Source organism: Mycolicibacterium sediminis (assembly GCF_010731735.1).
In the GTDB taxonomy this organism is placed as follows: Bacteria; Actinomycetota; Actinomycetes; order Mycobacteriales; family Mycobacteriaceae; genus Mycobacterium; species Mycobacterium sediminis.
Map to the genome: position 1 here is coordinate 4,260,003 of NZ_AP022588.1, position 26,179 is coordinate 4,286,181.

23 protein-coding genes are annotated in these 26,179 nt (G+C 68.5%); 5 read left to right on the top strand and 18 right to left on the bottom strand.

The genetic code is table 11. From position 1 onward, the window contains the following. Positions 1-3 precede the first annotated feature (3 nt). The 5 genes from G6N64_RS20360 to G6N64_RS20380 form a co-directional block, all read right to left on the bottom strand. The gene (locus tag G6N64_RS20360) at positions 4-693 is read right to left on the bottom strand and encodes a VOC family protein (RefSeq protein ID WP_163799192.1); all 690 of its coding nucleotides are present in this window, start codon (positions 691-693) and stop codon (positions 4-6) included. After that, the gene (locus tag G6N64_RS20365) at positions 690-1,661 is read right to left on the bottom strand and encodes a fumarylacetoacetate hydrolase family protein (protein WP_163799194.1); all 972 of its coding nucleotides are present in this window, start codon (positions 1,659-1,661) and stop codon (positions 690-692) included. Before G6N64_RS20365 ends, G6N64_RS20360 begins: the two co-directional genes overlap by 4 nt. 155 nt (positions 1,662-1,816) lie before the next feature. After that, positions 1,817-3,007, bottom strand: coding sequence for a PucR family transcriptional regulator (locus G6N64_RS20370; RefSeq protein WP_246230728.1), 1,191 nt, complete (start codon positions 3,005-3,007; stop codon positions 1,817-1,819). Between the two features lie 157 nt (positions 3,008-3,164). After that, positions 3,165-4,145 carry an NmrA family NAD(P)-binding protein gene (locus G6N64_RS20375; protein ID WP_163799199.1) on the bottom strand — a complete coding sequence of 327 codons (981 nt, stop codon included), beginning with the start codon at positions 4,143-4,145 and terminating at the stop codon, positions 3,165-3,167. A 100-nt stretch (positions 4,146-4,245) separates the two neighbouring features. Next, entirely contained in the window at positions 4,246-5,040 is a 795-nt protein-coding gene (locus G6N64_RS20380; protein WP_163799201.1) for an SDR family NAD(P)-dependent oxidoreductase, read from the bottom strand. Positions 5,041-5,165: 125 nt separating this feature from the next. Here G6N64_RS20380 and G6N64_RS20385 point away from each other — a divergent pair, with 125 nt between their 5' ends. Beyond that, positions 5,166-5,885: a TetR family transcriptional regulator gene (locus G6N64_RS20385; protein WP_264002302.1), complete on the top strand. Its 720-nt coding sequence runs from the start codon at positions 5,166-5,168 to the stop codon at positions 5,883-5,885. Between the two features lie 7 nt (positions 5,886-5,892). Here G6N64_RS20385 and G6N64_RS20390 read toward each other — a convergent pair whose 3' ends face one another. The 3 genes from G6N64_RS20390 to G6N64_RS20400 all read right to left on the bottom strand — a co-directional run bounded on the left by G6N64_RS20390 (position 5,893) and on the right by G6N64_RS20400 (position 11,904). Beyond that, entirely contained in the window at positions 5,893-6,756 is an 864-nt protein-coding gene (locus G6N64_RS20390; RefSeq protein WP_163799206.1) for a 1-acyl-sn-glycerol-3-phosphate acyltransferase, read from the bottom strand. 95 nt (positions 6,757-6,851) lie between these two features. Further along, a complete protein-coding gene (locus G6N64_RS20395) occupies positions 6,852-9,734 on the bottom strand; it encodes an aminotransferase (protein ID WP_163801971.1) in 2,883 nt (960 codons plus the stop codon). A gap of 151 nt (positions 9,735-9,885) precedes the next feature. Next, the gene (locus G6N64_RS20400; protein WP_163799208.1) at positions 9,886-11,904 is read right to left on the bottom strand and encodes an amidase; all 2,019 of its coding nucleotides are present in this window, start codon (positions 11,902-11,904) and stop codon (positions 9,886-9,888) included. 56 nt (positions 11,905-11,960) lie between these two features. On the opposite strand from G6N64_RS20400, the gene G6N64_RS20405 reads away from it, so the two are divergent. Beyond that, entirely contained in the window at positions 11,961-12,662 is a 702-nt protein-coding gene (locus tag G6N64_RS20405) for a TetR/AcrR family transcriptional regulator C-terminal domain-containing protein (protein WP_163799210.1), read from the top strand. A gap of 56 nt (positions 12,663-12,718) precedes the next feature. After that, positions 12,719-13,756: an agmatine deiminase family protein gene (locus G6N64_RS20410; RefSeq protein WP_163799212.1), complete on the top strand. Its 1,038-nt coding sequence runs from the start codon at positions 12,719-12,721 to the stop codon at positions 13,754-13,756. A 13-nt stretch (positions 13,757-13,769) separates the two neighbouring features. Here the strand turns inward: G6N64_RS20410 and G6N64_RS20415 are convergent, their stop codons facing one another. After that, positions 13,770-16,670 (bottom strand): MMPL/RND family transporter, encoded by a 2,901-nt coding sequence (locus G6N64_RS20415; RefSeq protein ID WP_163799214.1) that lies wholly within the window; start codon positions 16,668-16,670, stop codon positions 13,770-13,772. Next, positions 16,667-17,101, bottom strand: a complete 435-nt coding sequence (locus G6N64_RS20420; RefSeq protein ID WP_163799216.1) for an MmpS family transport accessory protein — start codon at positions 17,099-17,101, stop codon at positions 16,667-16,669. Before G6N64_RS20420 ends, G6N64_RS20415 begins: the two co-directional genes overlap by 4 nt. A gap of 227 nt (positions 17,102-17,328) precedes the next feature. On the opposite strand from G6N64_RS20420, the gene G6N64_RS20425 reads away from it, so the two are divergent. Continuing rightward, positions 17,329-17,907 (top strand): TetR/AcrR family transcriptional regulator, encoded by a 579-nt coding sequence (locus G6N64_RS20425; protein WP_163799218.1) that lies wholly within the window; start codon positions 17,329-17,331, stop codon positions 17,905-17,907. A gap of 6 nt (positions 17,908-17,913) precedes the next feature. Here the strand turns inward: G6N64_RS20425 and G6N64_RS20430 are convergent, their stop codons facing one another. The 4 genes from G6N64_RS20430 to G6N64_RS20445 all read right to left on the bottom strand — a co-directional run bounded on the left by G6N64_RS20430 (position 17,914) and on the right by G6N64_RS20445 (position 22,003). Beyond that, positions 17,914-18,717, bottom strand: a complete 804-nt coding sequence (locus G6N64_RS20430; RefSeq protein ID WP_163799221.1) for a hypothetical protein — start codon at positions 18,715-18,717, stop codon at positions 17,914-17,916. Positions 18,718-18,848: 131 nt separating this feature from the next. Beyond that, positions 18,849-20,198 carry an FAD-dependent oxidoreductase gene (locus tag G6N64_RS20435; RefSeq protein WP_163799223.1) on the bottom strand — a complete coding sequence of 450 codons (1,350 nt, stop codon included), beginning with the start codon at positions 20,196-20,198 and terminating at the stop codon, positions 18,849-18,851. Between the two features lie 124 nt (positions 20,199-20,322). Further along, on the bottom strand, positions 20,323-21,267 hold the full coding sequence (locus tag G6N64_RS20440; RefSeq protein ID WP_246230731.1) for a hypothetical protein: 945 nt from the start codon (positions 21,265-21,267) through the stop codon (positions 20,323-20,325). Positions 21,268-21,322: 55 nt separating this feature from the next. Continuing rightward, positions 21,323-22,003 (bottom strand): VldE C-terminal domain-containing protein, encoded by a 681-nt coding sequence (locus tag G6N64_RS20445; RefSeq protein ID WP_174266850.1) that lies wholly within the window; start codon positions 22,001-22,003, stop codon positions 21,323-21,325. 132 nt (positions 22,004-22,135) lie between these two features. Between G6N64_RS20445 and G6N64_RS20450 the strand changes: the two genes are divergently transcribed. After that, the gene (locus G6N64_RS20450) at positions 22,136-23,449 is read left to right on the top strand and encodes an acyltransferase family protein (protein WP_163799224.1); all 1,314 of its coding nucleotides are present in this window, start codon (positions 22,136-22,138) and stop codon (positions 23,447-23,449) included. On the opposite strand, the gene G6N64_RS20455 is transcribed toward G6N64_RS20450, so the two are convergent. Genes G6N64_RS20455 through G6N64_RS20470 form a run of 4 tightly spaced genes read right to left on the bottom strand, consistent with a single transcriptional unit; the run spans position 23,419 to position 25,993 of the window. After that, complete coding sequence (locus tag G6N64_RS20455; protein ID WP_163799227.1) at positions 23,419-24,036, bottom strand: TetR family transcriptional regulator; 618 nt, start codon at positions 24,034-24,036, stop codon at positions 23,419-23,421. The two genes, G6N64_RS20450 and G6N64_RS20455, sit on opposite strands and share 31 nt — an antisense overlap. A 37-nt stretch (positions 24,037-24,073) precedes the next feature. Next, positions 24,074-24,412: a thiocyanate hydrolase gene (locus tag G6N64_RS20460; protein WP_163799229.1), complete on the bottom strand. Its 339-nt coding sequence runs from the start codon at positions 24,410-24,412 to the stop codon at positions 24,074-24,076. Next, the gene (gene scnC / locus G6N64_RS20465) at positions 24,409-25,119 is read right to left on the bottom strand and encodes a thiocyanate hydrolase subunit gamma (protein WP_163799231.1); all 711 of its coding nucleotides are present in this window, start codon (positions 25,117-25,119) and stop codon (positions 24,409-24,411) included. Before scnC ends, G6N64_RS20460 begins: the two co-directional genes overlap by 4 nt. A 34-nt stretch (positions 25,120-25,153) precedes the next feature. After that, complete coding sequence (locus tag G6N64_RS20470) at positions 25,154-25,993, bottom strand: SH3-like domain-containing protein (RefSeq protein WP_163799233.1); 840 nt, start codon at positions 25,991-25,993, stop codon at positions 25,154-25,156. Positions 25,994-26,179 lie beyond the last annotated feature (186 nt).

The window sequence follows — 26,179 nt, forward strand, 5'->3', positions numbered from 1 at the left end:
GTGTCACAGTGTCTTCCAGGTGATGGCGCGTTTGTTGGACCGCGGTGTGGTCCCTGGGCGGGTACCGGCGCCACGTGTGAGCAGATCGGATTCCGCGGCGCCCGAGCGCAGTCGCTGCAGGAGGTAGTCGGGATCGGTGTCGACCCCGATGGGGTTGTCGGCGAATTCCCGGCTGTTGAAGTAGTCGGCGGTCTGCTGCGCCGTCGGGAAGTTCTCGACCTGGAACTCAAGCCGAATGCCCTCGGGGTCCTCGTAGTACAGGCTGGTGGTCGGACCGTGATTGATCGACCAGACGGGGGTGATGCCTGCGATCTTCAGTCGTTCGTAGGTCCGCAGCAGATGCGTGAGCGAGGGGAAGGTGAACGCGAGGTGGTCGATGCCGTAGGTCTTGCGGCGGAACCGGGCCAGGGGAAAGACGTACCGCAGTGGAGGTGGGAGCTTGACCAGGGCGAGTCGGTGACTCTCGTGATCCCACGTGAGGAAGACGATCTTGGAGTCTTCGTGCACGACCCGGGCGCCGAACACTCGCCCGTACCAACTGATCATCTCGGCGCTGCGGGCGGTCTTGACCACCCAGTGGGCGATGAACTCGGGCACGAGGCGGTCGGGCAGTCCATTCAGGTCGGGCGCGGTGGACCGGGTTTCGGTCCCGTGTGGGTTCGACGGTTGCAGTGGGCTGGGGGTTGCGCTCATGGGCGGTCTCCTTCCGGCGGTGCGGTGATGAGGGTGCGCTGGGTGCCCAGGTCGAGGGAACCGCTGGCGTTGCCGATCGAGGCGCTGACGACGTCGCCAGGCCGTAGATAGGGCTTGCGCTTGTTCATCGAGATGAACGACGCCCACAGCTTGTCCTCGGGCAGCAGTGCGGTGGCCAGTCGGCGTACCAGTGGCGGCGGCGAGGTTGCGACGCACCCGTGCGGGGTGCCGGTGAGCAGCACGTCGCCGGGACTGAGGTTGCAGAACTCGGTCAACTCGGTCAACGTCTCGGCGGGCCGGTAGAGCATGTTGGCGGTGTTGTCGCGTTGGCGGGGTTCGTCATTGACGTCGAGCCGCAGGTCGAGGTCCTCGAGCAGTGCGACGTCGCCCGGTTCGAGCACCGCTAGTACCGGTCCGATGGGACAGAACCCGCGGTAGCTCTTGCCCTTGAGGAACTGGCCCTGGGGCAGTTGCACGTCGCGGGCCGACAGGTCGTTGGCGATGGTGACGCCGAAGACGTAGTCGTGGAGGTCGTCCTCGGTGATCCTGGTCGGTGTGGTGACGTGTCGGCGCAGCACCAGAGCCAGTTCGATCTCGTAGTCGAGCAGTGAGACGTGGTCGGGGCGGGTGACGGGGGCGTGCGGACCGGTGATGGCGGCGTCGGTCTTGTCGAAGAAGAGGTTGAAGGCCCGTTCGTCGGGGTTCATGCCGGATTCGATGGCGTGCTGGCGGTAGTTGGCGCCCTGACACATGACCCGACACGGGGTGGTCACCGGGGATAGCGGCTCCACGTCGGCGAATGCGACCGTGCCGTCCTTCGTTGCGGCTGAGCGCCAGTCCGACTCGCCGCCTTCGATGAGGTCCGAGGTGCGGTCGTAGTTTTCCGTCAACGGTGAGAGGGTCTCGCCGCGAAGCACGCCCCACTCGGCGCGCTGGTCGCGGCGGTACCGGACGAGGTTGACGACCACCGGATCTCCCTTCGTGGATGCTCTACGGACCTCATCGAGTCAAGACGGCGATGGCCCGCGGTGGTTCGGCTCGAACCACAGACAGTGGTCACCGAAGTTGGACTGCGATACCAATCGCGGCACCCGCGTCCTGCGCGGGTGGGTCGACCTGCCGGTCACCCCTCCCTGGGAAGGACCGCGTCTCCGAGTTCCTCGACCAACGTGAGGGCGGCATGTAGCTGTAGGCGGCGATGGGTGGCCGGGTGGCCCCGGAGTTGCTCGGCGCGACGCACCCGGTAGGCGACGGTGTTGCGAGCCACGTGCAGGTGGTCGGCCGTTCGGACCAGGCTGCGATCGCGGTCGAGGTAGCACTTCAGGGTGCGGCGCATCACGGCCACGCCGGCGCTCGAACCCGCCAGCGCGCCGAGTTCACGGGTGACGAATTCGCCTGCCGCCGGGACATCGACGCTGAGCATCGCGACGAGGTCGACGTCGTCGTAGGGCAGCAGCCACCCCTGGCGGGTGGACGTGCTGCTGATCCGCGCCGCGTCACCGGCTTGCCGGTGACTGCGCCGAAATCCGTCGACGCCGACGCCGGGCATCCCGGTCGCGACCCACACGTTCGGTGTCGGCGCGACCTCGGACGCGGCACTCGGTGTCGGCGCGTGGGCGGTGCGCGAGCCCCAGGCCCAGACGCTGTGGGCCCCGACCGGAAGCACCAGGGTGGACACGCAGCCCGCAGCGGCCAGAACGCCGGACGCCGTGCGCTGCACGTGTGTCGGGTCGGCCGGCGCGCGCCCGTCGGTCCACGCGATCGCCGCGAGATGCCACCGGCTCAGGTCGTATCCCAGGACCTGGGTGGCCCGACCGATTGAAACCTCGGTACCGACGAGGATGTCTTCGATGGTCTTCATCCGCAGCGCCATCGAACTCGTCAGCCACGCCTCGTGCGCCCGGGTGTACTCATGGGACATCCGCGCATTCACCACCTCGACCACGCCGAACAGCAGGCCGTTGATCCACCGCATCTCGGCGAATCGGTGTGTCGCCGGAATCACCCGTGCTGCAGCGTCGAGCAGCACCTCGGTCGCGGTCGCGTGGGCGACGTGGATGCTGCGCAACATGTGCTCGATGCCGATCCCACGCGCGACCACCTCGACCGGTCCGGCCAACACCTCGGGCATCGCCGCAAACGTCACGTCCGTGTCGTGGGCGAGAGCAGCCAGCGCCCCGAGCGCCACCGCCTCACAACCCCTGCGTACCTCCGTGGCCACCGCGTCGACAGCCAACTCCGGAACCGCGGCCGTGATGCGGTCGGCCATCGTCGCACCGAGTTCGACCGCCCAGCCCGCGGGGCCAGATCCCAACAGAGCGGCGAGCTCATCGACGCGATCGGCAAGGAGGGCTGCATCCGGATACCTCCGTCGGTCGGTGGGTTCGAGATCCAGGAGCCATGCCCGTCGGATCATCCCATCGCCGTTCCGCTCCGGTGGCGTCTCGCCGGTCGGGTCGTGGTGTCAGGCCTCATGCCGCGGTAATTCCGCGCGCCACTGCGACGCGGCGCGCAAACGTCTCGTAATCGGTTCCCGGCCTGTGCAATACGGTGGCAAGGTCGCCGAAGTCGCCGGGGGGTAGTCCGTGGACGTCGTAGTACGCCATCATCTGCACGTAGGTGTCCTGGGCGTCCTTCGGCCAGCCACGAAATCCCCGGGTGTTCGGTGCTGCCCGCAGCCCGCGGGCGATGTGGGGCAGTGACCGCAGCCTGGTCGACACCAGTGATCGAGCGATCCCGGGGGCGAAGGCCGCGACGGCCGCCTGCGGCTGGTTCAACGCCTGCGGCGGCAGCCGAACGGCTGTCATGGGATGACCGAGCACGCGACTCCAGATGCGCGCCATCTCGTGGCGGCTGAGTTCGACGGTGGACAGGTCGTACGTCATACCGATGTGGATGTCGGGGTTGGTCAACACGTTGGCTGCCGCGCCGGCGACGTCCTCGACGTCGACGACACCCATGCGGCTGTCCGGAGACGTGGGGTAGGGCAGCAGTCCCGCGCCGAAGAAGTCCCAGAAGTCCAGAACGTTCTGCATGTAGTGCGACGGTCGCAGAACGGTCACCGGCAGACCGGAGTCCTCCAGGAGTGTCTCGACCTGGAGCTTCTGCCGGTGGTGGGGTAGTTCGGCGATGTCGGGATGAATGACGGAGTGGAAGACGACGTGCTGAAGTCGTTCGGCTCGGGCGGCCGCGACCAATCGCTGGGCCATTGGGAACTCGTCGACGAGTTGGGTCGGGGCCGCGTGATAGATCCGACTCACCCCGCGGAGCGCGGTCTCGAGGTCACCCGGTCGTCGGAGGTCTCCGATCGCGATCTCGGTGGCGCCGTCGGCTCTGGCTCCCTGGGCTTGTTCCTGGTTCTTGACGAATGCACGGACGTCGAGATCGTTGCGCGAGAGTTCTCGGATCAGCGGACGTCCAACACCGCCTGCGGCGCTGGTGACTAGGATCATGGTGGCTCCCTCGTATGTAGTGATGACGATGGGTACCGCTGTGCTGCAGCGGTATTCAGCGCCATTGGCTTTCCGCCGCGGTCGGCGAACGGGGTGGGGTTCAGCTCTGGCTCGTGACCGGTCGCAAGGCGTGCGCCAAGGCGGGCAAGAGCACGCGTCGGGGAGTCAGTGACGCGAGTGCTGCGGACAGCGCGTTGCGGGCACCGGAGACAGATGATGGCGGGGTCCATCGGCGGTCCAGCGCCTTCAGGCCCGCCGCGGCGACCTGATCGGCGGACTGGACGCTGCCCACCGCCGTCGCGGTGTCGCCGATCACCTCGAAGAATTCGGTGTGGGTGGGTCCGGGGGCGAGGGAGAAGACCTTGATGCCGTGCTGTTTCGCTTCGTACCAGAGGGATTGGCTGAAGCTGAGGACGAACGCCTTCGATGCCGCGTAGACGGCAAGGGTGGGGACCGGTTGGAACGCAGTGGTGCTGCTGACGTTGATGATCGCGCCGCGGCCACGTCGAACCATCTCCGGCAGGAACGCATGGCAGACGTCCACGACTGCGCCGACGTCGACGGCCAGCACGCGGGCGTAGTCATCGGGATCGCCGTCGAGGAAGTTGCCTTGGACGGCGAAGCCGGCGCAGTTGACGACCAGGTCGATGTCCTCGTCAATGCGTTCCCACAACCCGCGTCCCGGCCGGTCGACGGACAAGTCGAAGGCGACACCGACGCATGAGACGCCGTACTCGGCCTGAAGTCGTTCGGCCAGGAGGTCGAGCCGTTCCTGCCGACGGGCGACCAGCACGAGGTTGCACCCGCGCGCCGCGAGCGCCTTTGCAAAGGCCTCCCCGATACCACTGCTGGCGCCGGTCACGAGGGCTCGTGATGTCTGGTACTTCGTGCCCACCGTTGGCCTCCGTCAGCTCGTCGTCGCCGGCGTCCCCGGATGCGGGGCGGACCCACCAGACGCTTAATGCGACTATTGCATTTGAAATGCAACTGACGCAAGTGTGTTCCTCTTAGACTCTCCGGGTGGTCACCACATCGCGTCGGAGTGACTCGGAACGGCGAGCAGCGGTGGAGCGCGTCCTCAGCGGCCAGCGGGCGTCGACGGTTGCGAGAGAACTCGGTGTGCACCCGGCCACGCTGTACCGGTGGGTCAGCGAGACGTCGCGCGCTGCGACACAGTCGGTCTCCACGGACGTCCGACTGATGCACGCCACGCAGGCATTGCTCCGAGATCACGATTACGGCCAGATCACCGTCGACGAGGTGGCCCGGATCAGTGGCGTAGCGCTCCGTACGGCGTTTCACCACTTCGAGAGCAAGCGTGAACTCTTCCGCGCCGCGGTCGACAATGCGGCAACCGCGCTGACCGATGCCATGCGTGACCGCTTCCGAACCGTTGAATGGCCGGCCGAGCCCGTGCTGCAGGTGAGCCTCTTCCTGCGCCTGTCTGCCGAGGCGATCTACGCCACGCCGCCTGCGCACGTTCTCTTTCGCGACCTCGGTGTTCCGCGGTCGGACAGTTTCGCCGAACGATGGCACTCGACGTTCGAGGACGCAGTCGCGCAGCTCCTGACCAATTGCAGCCGAGACGGATCGCTCGACCCGCAGACGGACATTCCCGCGGCCGCCCAGGCCATTACGGGCGCGATGCGCGGGATCCACGCCGCGGTGTTCGATGGCTGCGACTCAGAGCAGGCGTTGCGGATCGTCGATCGGCTGCATCTGACGGTGTTACCGGGGTGACGACCGGCTACCCGATCAGCGGGATCCGCGTGGCCGTCATGTCGGTGAGGGCGTCCTGCATCGCGGTGTGGACCCGCGCGGCGTACTCGTCGGCCCCTTCGCCGTCGGTCGCCGGCATGGCGGGCAGTACGCGGGTGACGAGCTTGGTGGGCAGCGGGAGGTAGGGAAGTAGTCCGACGGCGCCGATGCTGAGGCCCCAGGGCAGGGAGACGCTGATCGGGGCGGATTTCAGGCGCAGGAGTTTGTCGAGTCGCAGTGCCCGCGCGAGGCGTTCGCCGCTGCTGATCACGAGGAGCGACTCCCCGGCGCCGGCGGTGACGATGGGAACGATGGGCACGCCGGCATCGATGGCCAGCCGGGCGAAGCCGGAGCGTCCGCCGAACTTGATGAGGTTGCGGTCGTCCCACGGCTTGGCGGACTCGATGTCGCCGCCGGGGAACACGGCGACGTGGTCGCCCCGGGAGAACGCCTCCTGGGCCGACTGTTCGTTGGCGGGCCGCGCACCGAGGGGTTCGATCAGGCTGCCGACTCCCAGCGTCCACGCCAGCTGATGGGTCAGGATGATCACCTCGCGTTCCAGCTCCAGCTGCTCCAGCGTGGCACCCACGGCGAAGACGTTTAGGTCGAAGATCCCGCCGAACCCGTGGTTGGCCACGAACAGGACGGGTCCGTCGGGAGCCGTCAGCTCGGTGGTCACCTCGAGGCGGTTGTACCGGCGGACGAACTCGATCGCCAGACGGCGGAAGGCGACTGCGGCACCGGTGAGGAGGTCGGTCCCGACGTCGTTCTCGGCGCCTTCTTCCATCGCTGCCAGGAGCGCGTCGGCGAGGTTCTCGACGTCACCGTGGTCCTGGGGTTCCTCGTCGGGCATGACATCCTTCGGCTGGTCCGGCTGCGCCACTGGTCCGCCGCGCCACGTCATGATGCCGCACCGTCGACCGACCAGAGGCGCCTTCGGCGCAGACGTCACCAACCGGTTGCGAGAACCCGCTCGAGGGAATCGACGAAGTAGTCCACCGACTCCTTCGACACGCACAGCGGCGGCTTGATCTTGAGGACGTTCTGAAAGTCGCCGGTGGGCTGCATGATGACCCCGAGCTCGAGCAGGCGATCACAGATCGCGGCCGTCTCCTCGGTGGCGGGCTCGAGAGTGGCGCGGTCGCGGACGAATTCGAGTCCGAGGTAGAGCCCGGAGCCGTGCACGGTGCCGACGATCGGGTGTTCGTCGGCCAGGGCGACGAGGCGCGCCTTCAGGTGCGCGCCGACGACCCGCGCGTTCTCCTGCAGACCCTCGTGCTCGATCACGTCGAGCACGGCCAGGCCGATGGCGGACGAGACCGGTGAGCCGCCCGTGGATGAGAAGAAGTATCCCCCGTTGCGGTACCGCTCGGCGATGTCGCGGCGGGTGACGACGACGCCGATCGGCTGCCCGCCGCCCACGGACTTCGCGACGGCCACGACGTCGGGCACGGCCTGCTGCTGCTCGAACCCCCAGAACCACTCGCCGAGCCGGCCGTAGCCGACCTGCACCTCGTCGGAGATCGCGATGCCGCCGTGCCTGCGCACCGCGGCGTACACCTGCCTGAGATACCCGTCGGGTAGCGCCACACCGCCGGCATTGCCGAAGTAGGACTCGCAGATGAACCCTGCGAGAGGCGTTCCCGCGGCGGCCAAGTCGTCGATGACCTGGACGGCGTCACCCGCATACCGGGCGGCGTCGGGGCCGCGGTGCACCCCGCGATAGGAGTTCGCCGCGTCGACGGTGTGCACCCAATCCGGTCGCGTGTCGAGCGCGTTGGGGTTGTCGGCGATCGAGGTCGAGACGGCGTCGCTGGCGAAGGTCCAGCCGTGGTACGCCTCGCGCATCGCCACGATGTCGGTGCGGCCCGTCGCCGCCATCGCGATCCGGATCGCGAGATCCGTGGCCTCGGACCCGGAGTTGACGAAGAAGACGGTGTCGAGTTCCTCGGGCAGCGTCGCGGAGATTCGTTCGGCGAACTCGGCGATGACGCGGTAGTTGAAGCGGGAGTTCGTGTTGAGCAGGTGCATCTGTCGGTGGGCCGCCTCGACCACCCGGGGGTGGGCATGCCCGACGGAGGCGACGTTGTTGACCATGTCGAGGTAGACGCGGCCGTCGACGTCGGCGAGGAACTCGCGCCACCCGCGCTCGATCCGCGGTGGGCGCGCGTAGTAGTGCTCCTGCACGTCGGCCACCACGCGATCACGCAGGACGAGGGTGTCGTCCTTGGGTTCGACGACCGACGCCGGCAGGCCCAGGCTCGGTCCGGGATCACCGGCGAGGCACTGCCAGCCGGCGGTGTACGGGGGTTCGACACGAAGCGGTACTTCACTCGAATTCGCTCCCACCAGTTGAACGTTCACCTCGGTGCGGGCCGGCAACTCCCCGCGGTCGCGAGCCGGTCCCGCAACACCGGTGAACCGCACGACCTGGTCGCCGGCGACGACGTCGAAGCCCCCGTCGGTCGGCACCAGGCGGCCGTCGGTCGGGACGGTGACGGTGGTGTCCGCTGCGAGCCACAGGGTGAGTGCGGTGGGCACGGTCGCCGGCGCGGCGGGGGTGCGCGCCGGGGCGCCGGTGAGCCGTGGTCGCCAGGCGGGCACGACCGCGGCGGGTGCACCGCCATCCAGGGCTGCCAGTGCGGCGTCGGCGAGCGCAGTCCGGTCGAGCCAGCGGCCCTCGTCGTTGAGCGGGGAGGTCGTACCCGGATCGAGGTGCGCCGCGTTCGTCAGACCGGCGAGGAGGGCAGCGGCGGTCCACACCGGACGCCGGCGTGGGGCGAAACCCAGTGCGTGACGGATGCGTGCGCCCATCACCTCGAACGGCACGGATGCCGCTTGCCGCAGGACCAGGAACTCGCGCTCCAACGCGGCGTCGGCGTAGGCATTCCCCGCGTCCAGCCGGACCTGCTGACGGCCGCTGAGCGCCAACACCACACCGCGAAGGGCGACCAGCGGCCAGAGTGCGTCCACCTCGTCCTCGCCGAGCGGGCGGATCGAGTGGAAGGCGAGAATGGCGGGCAGCGCGTCGGCCGGTGTGAGCCCGTCGTGATGCAGCAGTGAGGACACGGTCACCGCGATCTCGTTGACGGCCCACGATTCGACGACGTCTCCGAAGTCGATGACCGCATCGGGCAGCGCTCCGGGGAGACCGATCACGTTGTCGTCGGTGATGTCGAAGTGCCCGAGTTGCCGGGGCAGGCGCGAGGAGACCACGTCGAGCCGGCTCTGCGCTGATTCGGCGATGGCGGAGGCGAATTCGCGCACTTCGATATCGGTCTCGTCGGGCGCCAGCGTCGCGATGACCCGCTGGGCGTGGCGCAGATCCCACTGCAGTACGCGCACCGACGCCGGGTGGCTGAGGTCGGCGAGCGCGATGCTGACCTTGGCGGCGAGTTCTCCCATCCGGGACACCGTGGCGGGCGACACGTAGTTCGACCCCATCAGCGTCGTGCCGGAGACGTGGGTGATGACGCGGGCGTGGATGCGTCCCTGTGAGGTGACCCACCAGGCGGACATCGGCCCCCGCGGGCCTTCGACAACCCGGGGGATGCGCAGCGTCGGCTCGCGTTCGGCGACCGTGGCGGCGGCGAGGTCCTGCAGGTCGATCTCCGCCTCGGTGAAGGCGGGGTTGCTGAGCTTGAGGACGCCGATCGGCGCGGCGGTCTCGATGTCGGAGACCACGAAGTTCTGATCCTGCTGACTGCCGAGTTCGCGGACTGCGCAGGACATCCCGAACGTCGCCTGCATCAGCCCGCGTACCTCGTCGACTCCCAGGGTCGGCGTGGGCAACTCGAGGTGTGCGAAGAAGTCGAAGTAGCGCTCGGCCATGGGGATGTCGTTCACTCCTTCTCGTAGACGGTGCGGCCACCGACGATCGTGCGTGCCACGGTGACCTTCATGAAGACGTCGCCCGGATTCATAAAACATACACTGTCGGTTTAACGACCGAAGACGTATGGCGGCGCTGGCCGCACCACCCTCACAGCGGCGCCCCATCGGTCGTGGCGAGTGCCCCGGCCACCGCACCGTGGGCACAGCGCGCGACGACGACGACGAGTGGTCCGTAGGAAGATCGCCACTCGCTGTGCGAAGGACCTCGGCGATCAACCGGAAAGCTACCGCGGACAACCCCTTCGGTGACGTCGAGATGCACGCGCACCCCGTCGACGAAAGCCTCGATGTCCTCGACGGCCCCGGCGGTCACCTCGACGCGGAAGGTGAGTTCGCCGCCCGAGTCCAGGTCGCCCGCGTCCACGTCGACCACGGTGACGGATAGGTCGCAGTCGGCGGGGCGGCGGGGGTGGTCGAACACCTGCTCGTCGGTGAGCGCGGGCGTGCGTGGGGGAGCGACGCGCCGCGCGCGGGTCGCCTCGATGGAACGGGCGAGGCGCAGAAGCGTGGTGTCCGAGTACGCGGCGCCGGCCAGGGTCAGGCCGACCGGCATCCCGGTGTCGTGCATCGCTCCCATGGGGATCGTCACCGTGGGGATGCCGAGGTGTCGGGGGACCAGGTTGCCGTTCGACACCCAGACCCCGTTGCGCCAGGCGACGTCCGCGGAGGAGGGGTCGACGTCGGCGTCGGCGGGACCGACGTCGGCCGCCGCGGGGAACACCACCGCGTCGAAACCGTTGGCGCGCAGCCAGTCCTCGAAGTCGACGCGTCGGGTCTCCTCGAGTCCGCGCATCCCCGCCTCGACGGACGGGATGTCGTGCCACGCCGCCAACCCCTCGGTGGCGCGTCCGACGTAGTCCGCGAGGTCGTAGGCGACGTCGAAGGGGTAGACGCCATACCGATCGGGCAGCGCACCCGTCGGCGCCGGGAAGACGAGTTCGGCTTCGACGTCGGCCATCCCGGCGAGGCCCGGTTGGCCGATGGAGTGTAGGAAGTCGTCGAGTGCCCAGGCCGACAGCTCGCCGAGTTCCCGCTCGAGGAACTCCGCCGGTACGACACCGCGCTCGACCATCGTCCGGGACTCCGGATGCAGCCCCTCGTAGTTCTCCACGACGGGGAAGTCGGTCTCGACGACCTCCGCGCCGGCGGCCATCAGATCGTCGCGCATCCGCTGCCACAGGGTCATCACCGAGTCGCGGGTCTGAATCGGATGCGTGCTGGCCGGATCGCCGTTGACGTAGAGGCGAGGGACCGCCAACCGGAGACCGTCCAAGCGCAGCGGCGGGAGGTCGACGAACGACGCGGGCCGCACCGCTGACGCCGTGGGTAGGGTGATCCACTCCTGCCGGCGCCACAGGTCGCCGTCGGTGACCGCGTCGTCGGCGACGACAACGTCGAGGAGGCGCAGCAGGTCGTCGACCGAGCGGGTGTGTGGCACGACGACGTCCATCGTGGGCACCAACGGCCAGTTCCCCCGGACCGAGATGACACCACGGGACGGGGTGTAGGCGACGAGGGCGTTGTTGGACGCGGGCGCGCGGCCGGAGGACCAGGTCTCCTCGGCGAGGCCGAAGGCGGCGAAGCTCGCCGCCGTCGCCGTGCCCGAGCCGTTGGACGACCCCGATCCGAAGGCCGACGTGAGATAGTCCGGGCTGTAGGGGCTTTCGGCCCTACCGTAGAGTCCGCGCTGCATGCCCCCGGCCGCCATGGGCGGCATGTTGGTCAGGCCCAGGCAGACTGCGCCGGCACCGCGCAGCCGGCCCACCGCGAACGCGTCGTCGTGGGCGACGAGGTCCGCGAAGGCAGGCGAGCCGGCGGTCACGGGCAGGCCGCGGACCATGTAGCTGGCCTTGGCCGTGTAGGGGATCCCGTCGAGGGGGCCCAGTCCCTGCCCGCGCGCTCGGCGGCCATCCGATTCGCGGGCCTCGTCGAAGGCCGCGGGGTTTAGCACCGGCACCGAGTTCAGGGCCGTCCCCGAACGGTCGTAGTGGCCGATCCGGTTCAGATAGCGCGCCACCAGTTCGACACTCGTCACCGCGCCCGTCTCCAGGGCGTCGCTCAGGCGCTCGACGTCGGCCTCGGCGACGGTCAAGTGGGCGAAGTTCATGACAGCACTAAAACATACGCTGTAGGTTTACGGAATGGGGTGCATCGTCTCGCGAAGTGCGGTGCGATGTCGCCTGTACGCTGACGATCGCCCGAGAGGAGACGGCCATCGCACGACCACCTCGCGCGATCCTCAGTCGCGACCTGATCGCCCGCACCGCCCTGGCACTGGTCGACCGGCACGGGGTCGAGGGCGCCAGCATGCGGCGGGTGGCGCAGAAGCTGGGCGTGAACCCCACCTCGCTCTACAATCACGTCTCCGATCGGGCGGCGATGATCGAGGACGTGCGAGCGTTGGTGTCCGCCCACATCGACTCGGCGCCGCTGCGCGAAATGTCCTGGGAGGACGGGCTGGTCGCCTGGGCGCGGTCCTACCGGCTGGCCTTCGCCCGGCACCACCGTGCGGTGCCCCTGCTCATGACGACGCGCGCATCCGCGCCGGTACTACTGGCGGAGTACGAGGACTTCGCGGTCGCGGCGGAGACGGTCGGGTGGGCGGCTTCGGAGGTTCTGCCTCTGCTGACCGCATTCGAGTCCTTCATCCTCGGCAGCGTGCTCGACATGTCGGGGCCGAGCGTCGTGTTCGATCCGGCAGGGCAGGAGGAGCGCTTTCCGCGTCTGGCCGCCGCCTACGGAACGCTTCGGGACGAGGACCCCGACGATCCCATCGCGACGCGCGCGTTCGAGCGGGGCCTCGCGATGCTCGTCGCGTCGGCCCGACCGACCCGCAGTAAGGGTCGTGCCACGCGCAAGCGATGACGCACGATGCGTGCACATCGGCTGCACGCATGACTTTCTCGAGAAGGACGGTACCGATGTCTTGGCGCATGCCATCAGAGACTGCCCCCCACGACAGGACGTGGATGGCGTTCCCGCGGGAGGGCTACACGATGGGCGACACCGCCGCTGCCCGTCAGGAGTGCTACGCCGCGTGGACCGAGGTGGCACACGCCATCATCGACTTCGAGCCGGTCACCATGGTGGTCGACCCGTCCGAGATGGATCGGGCCCGACGGATGCTGTCCGCCGACGTCGAACTGGTCGAGGTACCGCTCGACGAATTCTGGATGCGCGACTTCGGGCCGACGTTCGTCGTCGACGACGACCGCCCCGGCGTACTCGGCGCGGTGGACTGGACCTTCAACGGGTGGGGGTCGCCGGACTGGGCCGAGTGGACGAAGTCGGCGGAGGTGGTCCGGGCGGTCGCCCCGCTGGTCGACGCCGAGATCGTCAGCTCGACGCTCGTCAACGAAGGCGGCGGCATCCACGTCGACGGCGAGGGGACGGTGCTGCTCACCGAGACGGTGCAGCTAGACCCGCGACGAAACCCCTACGCGGACAAGCTGCGGGTCGAGGCGGAGATGGCGCGCACGATCGGAGCGACGCACGCCATCTGGTTGCGGCGAGGCCTGACACGGGACTACGAGAGCCTGGGTACCAACGGCCACGTCGACATCGTGGCGACCATCCCGTCGCCGGGCCGTCTCCTCGTCCACGCCCAACCCGATCCGGCGCACCCCGACCACGACGTGACCCGGGAGGTGCGAGCCGCTCTGGAGGCGACGACCGACGCTGCGGGACGCGCCTGGGACGTCATCGACGTCCCCGCACCCGCCACCCTTCGCGACGCCCACGGTTTCGTGGATTGGAGTTACGTCAACCACCACGTCGTCAACGACGGCGTGATCGCCTGCGGCTTCGGTGAGGACGTGGCCGACGGGCGCGCCACCGAACTGCTGAGCGAGGCCTACCCGGGCCGGCGGGTGGTGACCGTCGATGCGCGGCCGATCTTCGCCCGCGGCGGCGGCATCCACTGCATCACCCAGCAGCAGCCCCGCCTCGGAACGCCGTAGCCGAACAACCCCTCTACTCCAGGGGATCCCGTTCGTCGGGTGCGTCCTGCGCGGTGTGCCGTCCACTCGGCGTGCCCTTGGCGGCGAGCGCGAGTTCGCGGGTCCGGCGATCGGGGCGTTGCCGGACGTTGAGCGGCCACCAGAACCAGCGGCCCAGCAGCGCCGCGATCGACGGTGTCATGAACGATCGGATCACCAGGGTGTCGACGAGCAGGCCGAGGCCGATGGTGGTGCCCACCTGGGCCATCACCTTCAGGTCACTGATCGCGAACGACATCATCGTGAACGCGAACACCAGACCGGCCGACGTCACGACGCTGCCGCTGCCGGCGATCGCGCGGATGATGCCGGTGTTCAAACCGGCGTCGCGTTCCTCCTTGAACCGCGATACGAGCAGCAGGTTGTAGTCCGACCCCACCGCCAACAGGATGATCACCGACATGGCGAGCACCAGCCAGTGCAGTTCGAGGCCGATGATGTGCTGCCACAACAAGACTGACAATCCGAAGGACGCGGCGAGCGACAGCACGACGGTACCGACGATCACCAGCGCGGCGACCGCGGCGCGGGTGATGATCAGCATGATGATGAAGATCAGGCAGATGGCCGAGATCGCCGCGATGACGAGGTCGTAGTTGGAGCCGTCGCGCATGTCCTTGTACGTCGCGGCGGTACCGCCGAGGTAGATCTTCGACGTCTCGAGCGGTGTTCCCTTGATGGCCTCGAACGCGGCGTTCTTGATCTGCTCGATGTGCGAGATGCCTTCGGGCGTCGCGGGATCACCCTGGTGAGAGATGATGAACCGCACGGCCTTTCCGTCGGGGGAGACGAACTGCTTGAGGCCACGCTTGAAGTCGGGGTTGTCGAACACCTCGGGTGGCAGATAGAAGGAGTCGTCGATCTTGGAGTCGTCGAAGGCCCTGCCGATGGCGTTCGGGTCGGACTGCTGCCTGTCCTGCAGGCTCTGCTGACCTTCCTGCGTCGCGTAGTTCGTCATGATCTGGTCGCGGTTGCGTTCCTGTGTGGCGATCTGCGGTGGCAGGAGCGCAAGCAGTTTCGGTTGCAGCGCATTGATCTTGTCGAGGCTGGCCGTCGTCTGACCGAGCAGGTCGGACAGCTCGCTGATCCCGTCGAGCGCGTCGAACAGCGATCGAATCGTGTAGCAGACGGGGATGTCGTAGCAGTGCGGTTCCCAGTAGAAGTAGCTCCGGATGGGCCGGAAGAAGTCGTCGAAGTTGGCGATCTTGTCCCGCAGGTCATTGGTGACTACCACGGTCTGCTTCAACAGGTCGGTCTGTTCCTGCTGCGCGTTGGCGCTCTGAGATTGCAGGGTCAACTGCTGGCGCAGGATGTCGATGGAGTTGTTGATGTCGGCGGCCTGCACCAGCAGGTCGGCCGTGCGCTGCTGGGCATAGGACTGGCCGAGCTTCTGATTCACACCCTGCTGACCGACGATGTACGGGATGGAACTGCCCTCGATGGGCGTGCCGAGCGGCCGGGTGATTGTCTGCACCCGCGCGATGCCGGGCAGGTGGAAGACGTCCTTGGCGACCCGGTCGACGATGAGCATGTCGGTGGAGTTGCGCAGATCGTGGTCGGCCACGAGCATCAGCACCTCGGGATTGAGCCGCGCCTGCGGAAAGTGCTTCGACGCAGCGGCGTACCCGATGTTCGCCTCGACGTCCGCCGGCAGGTACTTCTTGTCGTCGTAGCTGGTGGCGTACGACGGCAGTGCGAGCAGACCGACCAGCGTCACGGCAAGCGACGCGAGCAGAATCGGGCCGGGCCACCGAACCACAGCCGTGCCGATCCGCCGCCATCCCCGATTGCGGGTCTCCCGCTTGGGTTCCAGCAGTCCGAACCGGGAGGCGATGGTCATCAGCGCCGGCGCCAGCGTCAGCGCCGCCATGGTCACCACGAACATGCCTATGGCCAGGGGGATGCCGAGGCTCTGGAAGTAGGGGAGTCGGGTGAAGTGCAGGCACAGTGTCGCGCCGGCGATCGTCAGGCCCGATCCCATGATGACGTGGGCGGTGCCGTGGTACATCACGTAGAACGCGTCTTCTCGGCTGTCGCCGAGGTTGCGCGCCTCGTGATATCGACCGACCAGGAAGATCGCGTAGTCGGTGGCCGCGGCAATCGCCAACAGCGTCAACAGGTTTACCGCGAAGGTCGACAGTTCGATGATGTGGTGGTAGCCCAGGAATGCCACCACTCCACGCGCGATGGCCAACTCGAGCACCACCGTCAGCAGCACGATGAGCACCGTCACGATGGAGCGGTAGACCAGCAGCAGCATGGTCACGATGACCACGAAGGTCAGCGCCGTGACGAGCTGCAGGCTCTTGTCACCGGCATGCTGCTGGTCGGAGTTCAGCGGTCCCGCTCCGGTCACGTAGACCGTCAGCCCCGGTGGCGGCGGGTGAGCGGCGACGATGTCGCGCACCGCTTCCACGGACTCGTTGGCGAGCGTCTCACCTTGGTTGCCGGCGATGTACAGCTGGACGTAGGCCGACAGGTTGTCCGCACTCTGCGAGCCGGACGACGTCAGCGGGTCGCCCCACAGGTCCTGGATGTGCTGGATGTGGGTGGTGTCCTTGCGGAGGTCCGCAACCAGGCCGTCGTAGTACTCGTGGTCTTGCGCGTCGAGCGGCTTGTCGCTCTCCAGGACGATCATCGCGGAGCTGTTGGAGTCGTACTCGTCGAACAGCTTTCCCACCAGCTGGGTGGCCTGCAGCGACGGAGCATCGTTCGGGGTCAGCGACGTCGAGTTGGCCGCTCCCACGACCTCGAGCTGCGGCACGATGACGTTGACGAGCGCCGTCAGAGCGAGCCAGGCCAACAGCACCGGCACGCAGAACAGCCGCAGGAAGCGGGGCACCCGGGCGCGCCGGTCGGTTCGGAGATCGCTCATGCCGACTTCACCAAGCACGAGACCTGAGCGTTGACCCCGCTCGACGATTGCTCGTCTCGCACCTCGTCGTCGACGACGACGCGGCAGCCGATGCTGTCACCGTCACCCTGGGCGATGATGGTGGCGCTGGCCGACGGCTTGGTGGTGCGCAGCGTGATCGTCCACGGCAGGGGGGCGTCGTCGACTCGCTGCGGCGTTGCGTCGAGGTCGAGGTAGTTGATGGTCGCCACGGCGCCTGCCATTCCGAAGATCTCGTAGGTCACGACCTTGGGATTGAACGGTTCGGCGTCGTCGGCCAAACCTGCCCCCGGCCGGGTGATCTCGTTGTTCGATCCGAACAGACCGTGCATCCGGTACACCACCACGCCGGCGAGCAGGACCACCACCACGATGAGCAGCGGAATCCAGGCCCGCTTGACGATCCCGACCACTGAGGCCCTTCCTGTTCGACCCGCTCACCGCGAGGTGCCGAGCCGTTCCGCAGCCGCCGGCACAGGGCCGCACCGCGCTTTGATTAGCTGAGCGAACATTAAGGGTTTGATGCCCATTCGGCAAGCCAACCGGCTAACTTGACCTAGTCGATCGTTTGGACGTCGACCCCGGCGCCGATTGCGCGGGCTACGGTGACTGCTCATTCAGGGCACCCGGAAGGGGCGACGTGGCGAAACCTGCAGCACCGCGAGGCCTGGCACGTGGGCGGGTACTCGAGGCCGCGCTCGCCCTGTTCGCCGAGCACGGGGTGCACGGCACCTCGCTGCAGATGATCGCCGACCGCGTCGGCGTCGGCAAGGCCGCCGTCTACTACCAGTTCCGCTCCAAGGAGGACATCGTCCTGGAGGTCATCCGGCCCACCATCGAGGACATGGCCCGGGTGATCCGGACCGCCGGAGCGCTACCCGATCCGGAGCAGCGCCGCGTCGTCGCCGTCAGCGGACTGGTCGAAATGCTGGTGCGGAATCGGCAGCTGGCCGTCATCTTCCACGGGGATCCCGCCATCGACCAGATCATGAACGACGAGCCCGACTTCAAGGCCGTGGCCGACGGGCTCCGCGAGATCGTCGAAGGGCCGGAACGCAACACGACCGAGCGGATCAACTGTTCAGTGTTCCTGTCCGGGGTCGGCAGGGCGGCCGCGGATCCCGAATTGGCCGACATCGACGACGCCGATCTGCATCGCGCGCTGCTGGAGCTGTCCGGCAGGATCCTCGCACCCGCCACGGAGGCTGCGGCGCGCTGACGGCCATCACGACTCCCGGGCCTGGTGGATTCGACTCTCGATCTCCCGGTAGGCCCTAACTCGCGCCAGCACCGCGTCGGCCGCCGAGTTCTCCGGCTGCGGACCGGGAGCGGCCTCGATCCCGTACAGCATGGCGCCCAGGCGTCCGTGCAACTCAGCGCGCTGCTCCGCGGTCCTGGCGTCGACACGTCGCTCGTGAAGTGTCTGATCGATGCGGCGCGCTTCCGCGGAGCACTGACCGATGAGTTCCGCCCGTTCGAGTGCGGCGCGTTCGAGCGTGGCCGCGGTGGTCGTCGCCTCCGCGACCATCCGGCGGTCGTCGGGTCCGGGTTTCGTCAACGCGGACAACTGACCGGCGGTGTCCCGCAGGGCTCGCGCTTGCCGGAAGCCCTCGGTGATCTCCCGGATGTCGGCGGAGAAGTCGACGTCACCCAGCCAGCCAGCTCGAGCTGCCTCCGATTCGGCGACGCGCATCGCCGCGGCCAGGGCGGATTCCACACGGGATGCGTTCTGAGTGCCGAGGGCCGTGACCCGCTCCTGCTTCTCCCTGAGCGCCGCCGCTTCCCGGGCACGCTTGGCCGCGGCCACCTCCGCCTTCCGCTGAACCTCTGCACGCGCTTCCGCGGCGGCGCGGCGTTGCTGGGTTTCGGACACCACGTGGGCCGTGCCCCATGCGAGTAGTGCCACCGCCACGAGGATGCCGAGGGTGATCCACACTTCTTTGGGCACGAGCGACACCACGAAGATGACGCCGACGATGAGAGCGGAGACCGCCTTGACCGGTCCGTCGTCCTGGTTGTTCCTGGCCATTCGTCCCCCCTCGTCGGGTGACGACGACCGCCGTGACGAACGACGACGCACCACCCCGAATCTCCCCGTGGCGATCAGGGTAGGAGCGGTCACCGACAACGCCCGTCGACGAGCCCCGCCGGGCGACGGGCCTAGCCGGGAGTGCGAGCCCGTCGGTTGCCCGAGACCACCCGCGTCAGAATCGACGGGCGGAGCACGTCGGTGGGTCGTCCGAGAAGTTGCATCTGCCGATAGACGGTCTCCGCGACGCCCACGTCGGATCCGGCGGCCGCATAAATTCTGTCCATCCCGACGTTCACCGCCTTCTGCAGCGACGTCGGCCCGGCGGCCGACGGGATGATGGCCCAGTCGAGGAAGCGGTTCGACCACCAGATCGGCGACAGCTTGGTCGCGGCCGCTCGAAAGAAGCGCCGGCTCAACCCTTCCGGCCCGTCGCGCAGGCAGCTCCTCAGCGCCACGGCCTGCAGCGCGGCCGAGGTCATTCCCTGGCCATAGACGGGGTTGAAGCTGCACAGCGCATCGCCCATGACGAGAAGGCCGTCGGGGAACCTGCCGAGACGGTCGTAGCGCCGCCAGATGCTCACCGGATATCGCTGCGTGCGCATCTCACCGCGCGCTTCGCCCGACCGTAACGCCGCCATGACGTGCGCCGGGACGAAGCGCTCGACCGCTTCGAGGAAGGCGGTGGACTCGGTGGGTGTCGTGCGCCCGGCCAATCCGATCAGCGTGACGATGACGGTGTCGTCCTCGTACGCCATGATCCCGATGCCCTCGGGCCGGCGCAGCGTCGGAACGGCCAGGACCACTTTCTCATCGAGGTCGCCGGGACGGATACCGAACAACTGACTGGAATAGCTGAGGTTGACGTCGTACCTGGTCTCGCCGGGACGGTCGAACCCCTGCGACTCGAGGAACGCCGGGATGCTAGCCGCGCGACCGGTGGTGTCGACGACCAGGTCGCCCTCGAGAAGCCGCTCGTCGCCGGTGGCGCGAGCCACCACCCGGGTGCCGATGACGCGTCCCTGCGGACCCATGACCGGTTCGACGACGTCGTGGCCGTCCAGCACGCGGACGTGGGCGATCCCGCGGACTCGCGCCCGCACCACCGCCTCGAGCAGCGGGCGACTGGCCAGGCAGATGACCATGTCGTCGGACCGCGTGAACCGTCCCGACTGACAGAAGACGACGTCACCGACGCCGAGATGGAACTCCGAGGGATCGCCGGTCCCCCTCGTCACGACGGCGCCGACTGACTCGAGTTCGTCGATGATGCCGGGGAACAGGTCGTCGAGACGTCGTACGCCGGCACTGAGCATTTGATGCAGATGATGGCCCTGCGAGACCCCGCGCCGCTGAAAGGTGCCGGACGGCAATGTGTCTCGCTCGACCACCGTGACGGAACCGTAGACGTCCGACAGCACTCTTGCCGCGAGGAGACCCGCGAAGCTCGCGCCGTGGACGATCGCGTGCTCGGTGCGCATCTGCTCCGACCCCTCCGTGCGCTGGGCAGTGCACCCACAGTGTCATCACTGGTACGTCTGAGTCCGCCGATTGCACGATAGGGACGTCACGCGGACGAGGTCGGTACCCGTCCACGGTCGTCCGTCAGCGAGGAGGGGTCGGGGCTGCTTCTGGCAACACAGATCCGCCGAACGTCGTGGTGCCCTCCGGCGTGACCTTGAATCCCTGTGGGAGACCGTCGATCGTGGCGTAGCAGGCGACGCCGCCGGTGATGGACATGCAGGTGGAGTTGATCCCGTTGACCCGGTAGCCGACGGGCAGCCGCCGGATGTTCCCCGGGTAGGCCGGGGTGTCGAACCTGCCGTCGTCGACGCGCCGGATCCCGCTGGGACCGGGCAGTTGGGTGAACACCTCGTTCTCGCCACCCCCGACCCGCGGGAGTGGTCCGTCGCAGCCGATCTCGCCGCCGCTGAACACGATGATCGAACACGTCAGCCCGCCGTCGACGGTGAAGACCGGGAACAGGTTCTTGGCACCGCTGCCGACGACGTAGGTGTCGTCGCCCACGACGTAGTCGTTGGGGTCGGGGAAGCCGTCGGGGAGCCCGCTGGTGGCGGGACCGATGCCGGTTCGGCCCGGGGAGATCACCATCCACTGGGCGACGGGAGTTCCCTTCGTGCACGCGGTTCGCGGGCCCGGCCCTACGGCGCACTCGAAGTCGCCCAGGACGAGTTTCTGGCCGTCGTGCAGGACCGGTGCGGCGTCGCCGGAGGTCTTGACGAAGCGCGAGTTGGCGGTGGCGCGCAGTCCGCGGGCGTTGACGTCGGAGGCCAGCACGATCTCGTTGACGCCGAGCAGGGTGGCCGGCAGCTGTCCGTCGCATCCGGCCGTGCCGCGGCTCGGCTGCATGGCGCAGAGCAGACCGTCGGGTGTCTGGAAGAAGGCCTCGTCGCCGGAGACGAACGGCTCGGGGGCCACCTCGTCGTATCCGCTGAGATCGGGCATCGGCGGCTGGGCGTTCGCCGTGGGCGCCGGCACGAACAACCCGGCTGCGAGGACGACGGCCGACAAGATCATGGAGTAACGCATCGGTTGCAAGGTAGCGCACCATCCGCGGTGTCCCCGAATGCCGAGGACGGGCGCACTACCCGAAGTAGGTCTCGAGCCCCGTCGGGTAGCCGCCACCCTCGGTGGCGACGTGCACGTGTGTGAAGTGGTCCGCGTCGGCGGAGCCGAAGTGGGTCATGACGTGGGGCGCCGAACGACTCTTGGACCAGATGATCTGCCGCCAGATGACGTGGTCCAGCCCGAAGCGTTCCTTGTTGGCCAGCACGTAGGCGACGACCTCGTTGCCGAGGGCTTCGCCCTGGTCGGTGTCCCAGCCGGGGATCATCACGTCGATCGCGAGACCGTTCGGATGCCACTTCAGGTAGTCCTGGCGGACTCCGCCGATGGCCGTGACCTCGGGGAACACCGCGCTGATGGCGCGCGCTGCGAGGATCGTCTTGACCTGCAGGCCCGTCTCCGGGGCGACACCCTGGGGCAGCACGCGACGGACGCTGCGGCTCGCCGAACTCGCGCTCAGCACCACCGATTCACCGGGCTCGGGGCTGTAGGCGTAGCCGGCGCTGCGGACCTCGCGCAACGGCGCGGCGACCGCCACCAGCTCGGCGCCGGCGGACCCGGCGACCGACGATGCGCCCATGGGTGGGCTCGTGGTTCCGGCCCCCGACGACAGGAAGGCAGCGGCGGGCACGACGAGGGCGGCCACGGCGACCGACCAGCGGCGGCGGCGCCGGGGCGGGGCCATCGAATGCCGTCCCATGTTCAGCACGATAACAGTTGGGTAACGGCACTACCCAAAAATCGTTTTCCCAGGTGAGCGACGGGTGAGGAGCGTCACGGACGCGTAGTCCTACTCGTGGGCAGCAGCCCGCGAACCCGGCATGCTGGAACCATGCCGCTCACTGACACCTCCTCGGATCCGCGCGTCGCCGCGGACGGCACGCGACTGGGTCGCGACCGGGCCGTCGACGTCGCCCGGCTCGCCGCCCTCGTGGTGGTGATGTTCGGGCACTGCGCACTGCTGCTCGCGACGATCGACTCCCGCGGGCTGCGCATCGGCAACCTCCTGGGCGAACTGCCGCCGCTCGCGCCGATCACCTGGGTGGTGCAGGTGATGCCGCTGTTCTTCCTCGCGGGCGGCGCCGCAGGCGCCTACGGGTGGCGCACCGGAACCGCTTGGGGCAGTTGGTTGTTCGCCCGGGCGCAACGACTGTGCCGGCCGGTGTTCTGGTACCTGGCGGCGTGGTCGCTTGGCCTGCTGGTGGTCCGTCTGGTCCTCGGTGCCGACTCCGCGGCCGGCGTCGGCCGGGAGTCCGTCGCGCTGCTGTGGTTCCTCGGGGTGTACCTGGTGGTCCTCGCGTTCGTTCCCGTGCTGACCCGACTGCGGACCGGGAGGGCGGTGGTCGCCGTGGTGTCGGGGTTGCTGGTGGCCGCGGCGGCGATCGACGCGGTCCGCATCGCGGTCGGCACCCCGGAGGCGGGTGCGCTCAACTTCGTGGTGGTCTGGCTCATCCCGGTGGTGATCGGCGTGGCCTACGCGCACTCCCTGATCAGCCGCCGCATGGCGCTCGTCGTCGCGGCGTGCGCTCTGGCCGCGGCGGTGGCGCTGGTCGTCGCGGGCCCCTACGAGGTGTCCCTGGTGGTGACCGGCGTCGAGCGCCTGTCCAACGTCTCCCCGCCGACACTGCTGCTCGCCCTGCACTGCACGTGGATGTCGTGCCTGTTCGTGGCCGCCGCGGACCCGATCCGGCGGTGGGCGGGGCGCCCGCGCGTCTGGCACGTGGTGAAGGTCGGAAACGGGGGAGCGATGACGATCTACCTGTGGCACATCCCCGCCATCGCCGTCGCCACGTTCGCCCTGCACGCGGTGGGCCTCGATGCGTGGGACGTCGACGCCCCGAACTTCTGGGGTCTGCTCGCGCTGCGGGCAGTGGTCTTCGCGGTGGTCATGGCCGTCGCGTTCTGGGCGCTCTCACCGCTGGAGCACCTGAGCCTGCCGTGGTGGGACGCGTCGGTGACGTCGACCGGCGCGCGCTCGGCCGCCGCGGGCGCGCTGGTGTGCGTCGCCGGGGTGGCGCTGGTGCTGATGGCGAAGAACGGCCTCGACGGCGTCGAGGGGTGGTCATCGCTGGCCTGCTTCGTCGCCGCAGCGGCCGCCGCGCGGGTCAGCGCGGGTCAGGCGCCGAGCAGCACGCCGGCCAGATAGCAGCGCAGAAAGCCCGCGAACAGCTCGTCGGCGCTCTGGCCCTCGACCGCGTCAAGGGCATCGCGCAGCGCGGGATGGCTGGCCGCGTCCGGCGAGGGACCCGGGCCGCTGTCGGCGTAGTCCGCGGCGTTCTCGCGGAGGAAGGCGGCCCCGATCGTGAGCGCCGTGAGCCCGTCCACGATCGAGACGTGCAGGTGGGCGGGGACGCCGGCGGCAGACAGGAACTGGCAGGTCTGCTCGTACTCGCCGAACATGTCGTCGCGCGGCATGAAGCGGACCAGCAGGGGTGCGCAGTGCGGGTGCGCGACGATCCTGCTCCGTAGGGCGACGGCCTGTCCGACCAGGACGTCCATCCAGTCGCCGGTCGGCGCGTCGGGGTCGACGGTCGGCGTCGCCACGACCCGCGCGACCGAGGCCAGCAGATCGTCCTTGTCGGTGAAGTAGTGGTACAGCGACGGCGCGCGGACGCCGAGCGTCGAGGCCAGCTTCGGCAGGCTGAACGCCTCCAGACCGTGCGCGCCGATCAGCTCGATCGCGGCATCGACGACCTTGTCCCTGGTGAGGGTCGCGGTCCTGGGTCGTGCCATCGTCTCATCGTGTCACTGACCGCGACGGTGGAGCCGGTCAGGCTTCGAGTCGAGCCCGCACCGCCGAGAGCCGTTCCCGCAATTCCGACTCCGTGATCACACCGCGTTCCATCAGCGAGTGGGCGAGGGAGACCAGCTGGCTCTCCGGATACGGAAGGTCGGCGTAGACCGTCGCCGCGAGGGCGTCCTCCTCGTCGCGCCGCTCCTTGAAGCTGGGTACGTCGGCGTCGCAGGACGCGTGGTCGAGCGCGTCGCACAGCCCGTCGAGGCTGGTCTTCCACGGCGGGACGGGGTTCTCCACCCCGTACTTGGCCGCCATCTCCGACCACACCTGGTTCCGCGCGACGATGTCGGTGAGCGGAGCGTGCCCGGTCATTCGCCGACCGGGTGGACGGCGCGCCTGGTGTCGACGATGACGTTGGTCGTCACCCCCGGCTTCGGCAGCGCGACACCGATGACGCAGTCGCGGGTGACGATCTCGGTCAGCTGGTCCTCGGTCCACCCGTCGGTGCCCTCGGGACGCATCGGCATGACCATGAAGCGGTGCTTCTGGTTCGAGTCCTGCACGCGGACCTCGACGTCGTCGGAGAGGTACAGCCCGAACTCGGACAGCACCTGACGCGGGTACCGGACCAGCCGGCTGCGGTAGTTGGGCGTGCGGTACCACTCCGGGCTGTTCCCCAGGATGGGGCGGGGATAGCAGGAGCACAGCGCGCAGACGATGACGTGGTGGACCTGCGGGGTGTCGGCCAGGATCTGGAAGGCGGTGAAGTCGCTCGGCGTCCCGAAGCCCGTCGGCTCCATCCAGTCGACGCCGACCTCCTTGCTCGCCGTCATGGGCTCGGCCAGGGCCAGCGCCTTGAAGTCCGGGTCGAGCCAGGCGCGCGCCACCAGGCGCGCGGCCGGGGTGGGACCGATCTGCTCGGCGAACTCCGTGAAGCGGCGGTGCTCCTCGGCGGTGAAGATGCCCTTCTCGATGCACAGCTCGCGCACGGCGATCTCGAGCACCTCGAAGTCGGTGACCTCGTCGACCATCGGCTTCACCGTGCGGTCGTGGTCGTGGTCGTGGGAGTGGTCTGACATGTCCGTCGGTTCCAATCGTCGTCGTGGGCGCGGCTCAGACGGCCGGGGTCAGCCAGTGCTCGGGGATCTCGGTGCGCAACGTGTCGCTCGCGGTTCCGGTGTAGCCGTGCCAGAGGTCGGCCTGCTTGAAGCTGACGACGTAGAACCACTCGGGCGGCGCGTCGGGAATGTCCCAGGTCTCGTCCTCGGCGGCCGGGCTCTCGTAGGAGACGGCAGCGATCTCGCCCGTCGCCCCGCGGACGTACTCGGGAGTGCGCGTGTAGAACAGCACGGGGAGCTCCCGCACGGTCACGGCGTCGCCGATCGCGAAGCGCGGCGTCCCGGCCTTCCCCGCGTAGACCTGCGGATCGCCCTTGCCGACGGCATGCAGGTGGTGGGCGTTGCGCACGACGTCGGAGCCGTCTCCCTCACCCTTCGGCCGAGCCTCCAGCTTCTTGCCGTCGAGCCCACCCCGGTAGCGCTCCTCGACCTCCGCCATCCGCTCGGTGAGTTCCGTGAGACCGATGTGGTGCTTCTCCACGAGGATCCGCGCACAGGCCCACAGCCACCGCCCGTAGTACGGCAGGCCGTGGTAGATCGCGCGGCCCACGTCGACGTTGCCCATCCGGCGTCGCTCCTCGGACAGCCAGATGCCGCGCCACGCGAGGACCTCGGAGAGCACGTAGGTCATGTGCTCCCAGTACTCGTAGTCCTTGTTCTCGTACTTCATCGGGACGTCGGGCTCACCGCCCACGTCGTGCACCGGCTTCATGTAGGCGACGAAGCGGTCGTGGTCGAGGAGATCCGGCGTCGGCGCGTCGGGTAGCTCCGGGTAGGCGGACTTCAGTCGGGCAACCAGGTCCAGTTGTGCGGCGCGCTCGGCTGCAGTGCTCATGGTGTCCCCGTTTCCGGTGCTGCGATGCCGTGTCCGCTGGTCCGGTCGACATCGACCGGCACCGTCACGGGCAAGCTCACTAACGGCCGTAGGCTAACACCGCGGGCGGTGCTCGAGTGCGTTTTCGGACCGATCGCCCGGTTCGCGCCGACGAGGTTCCCGGCACGGGTCGCCGACCGGACACGC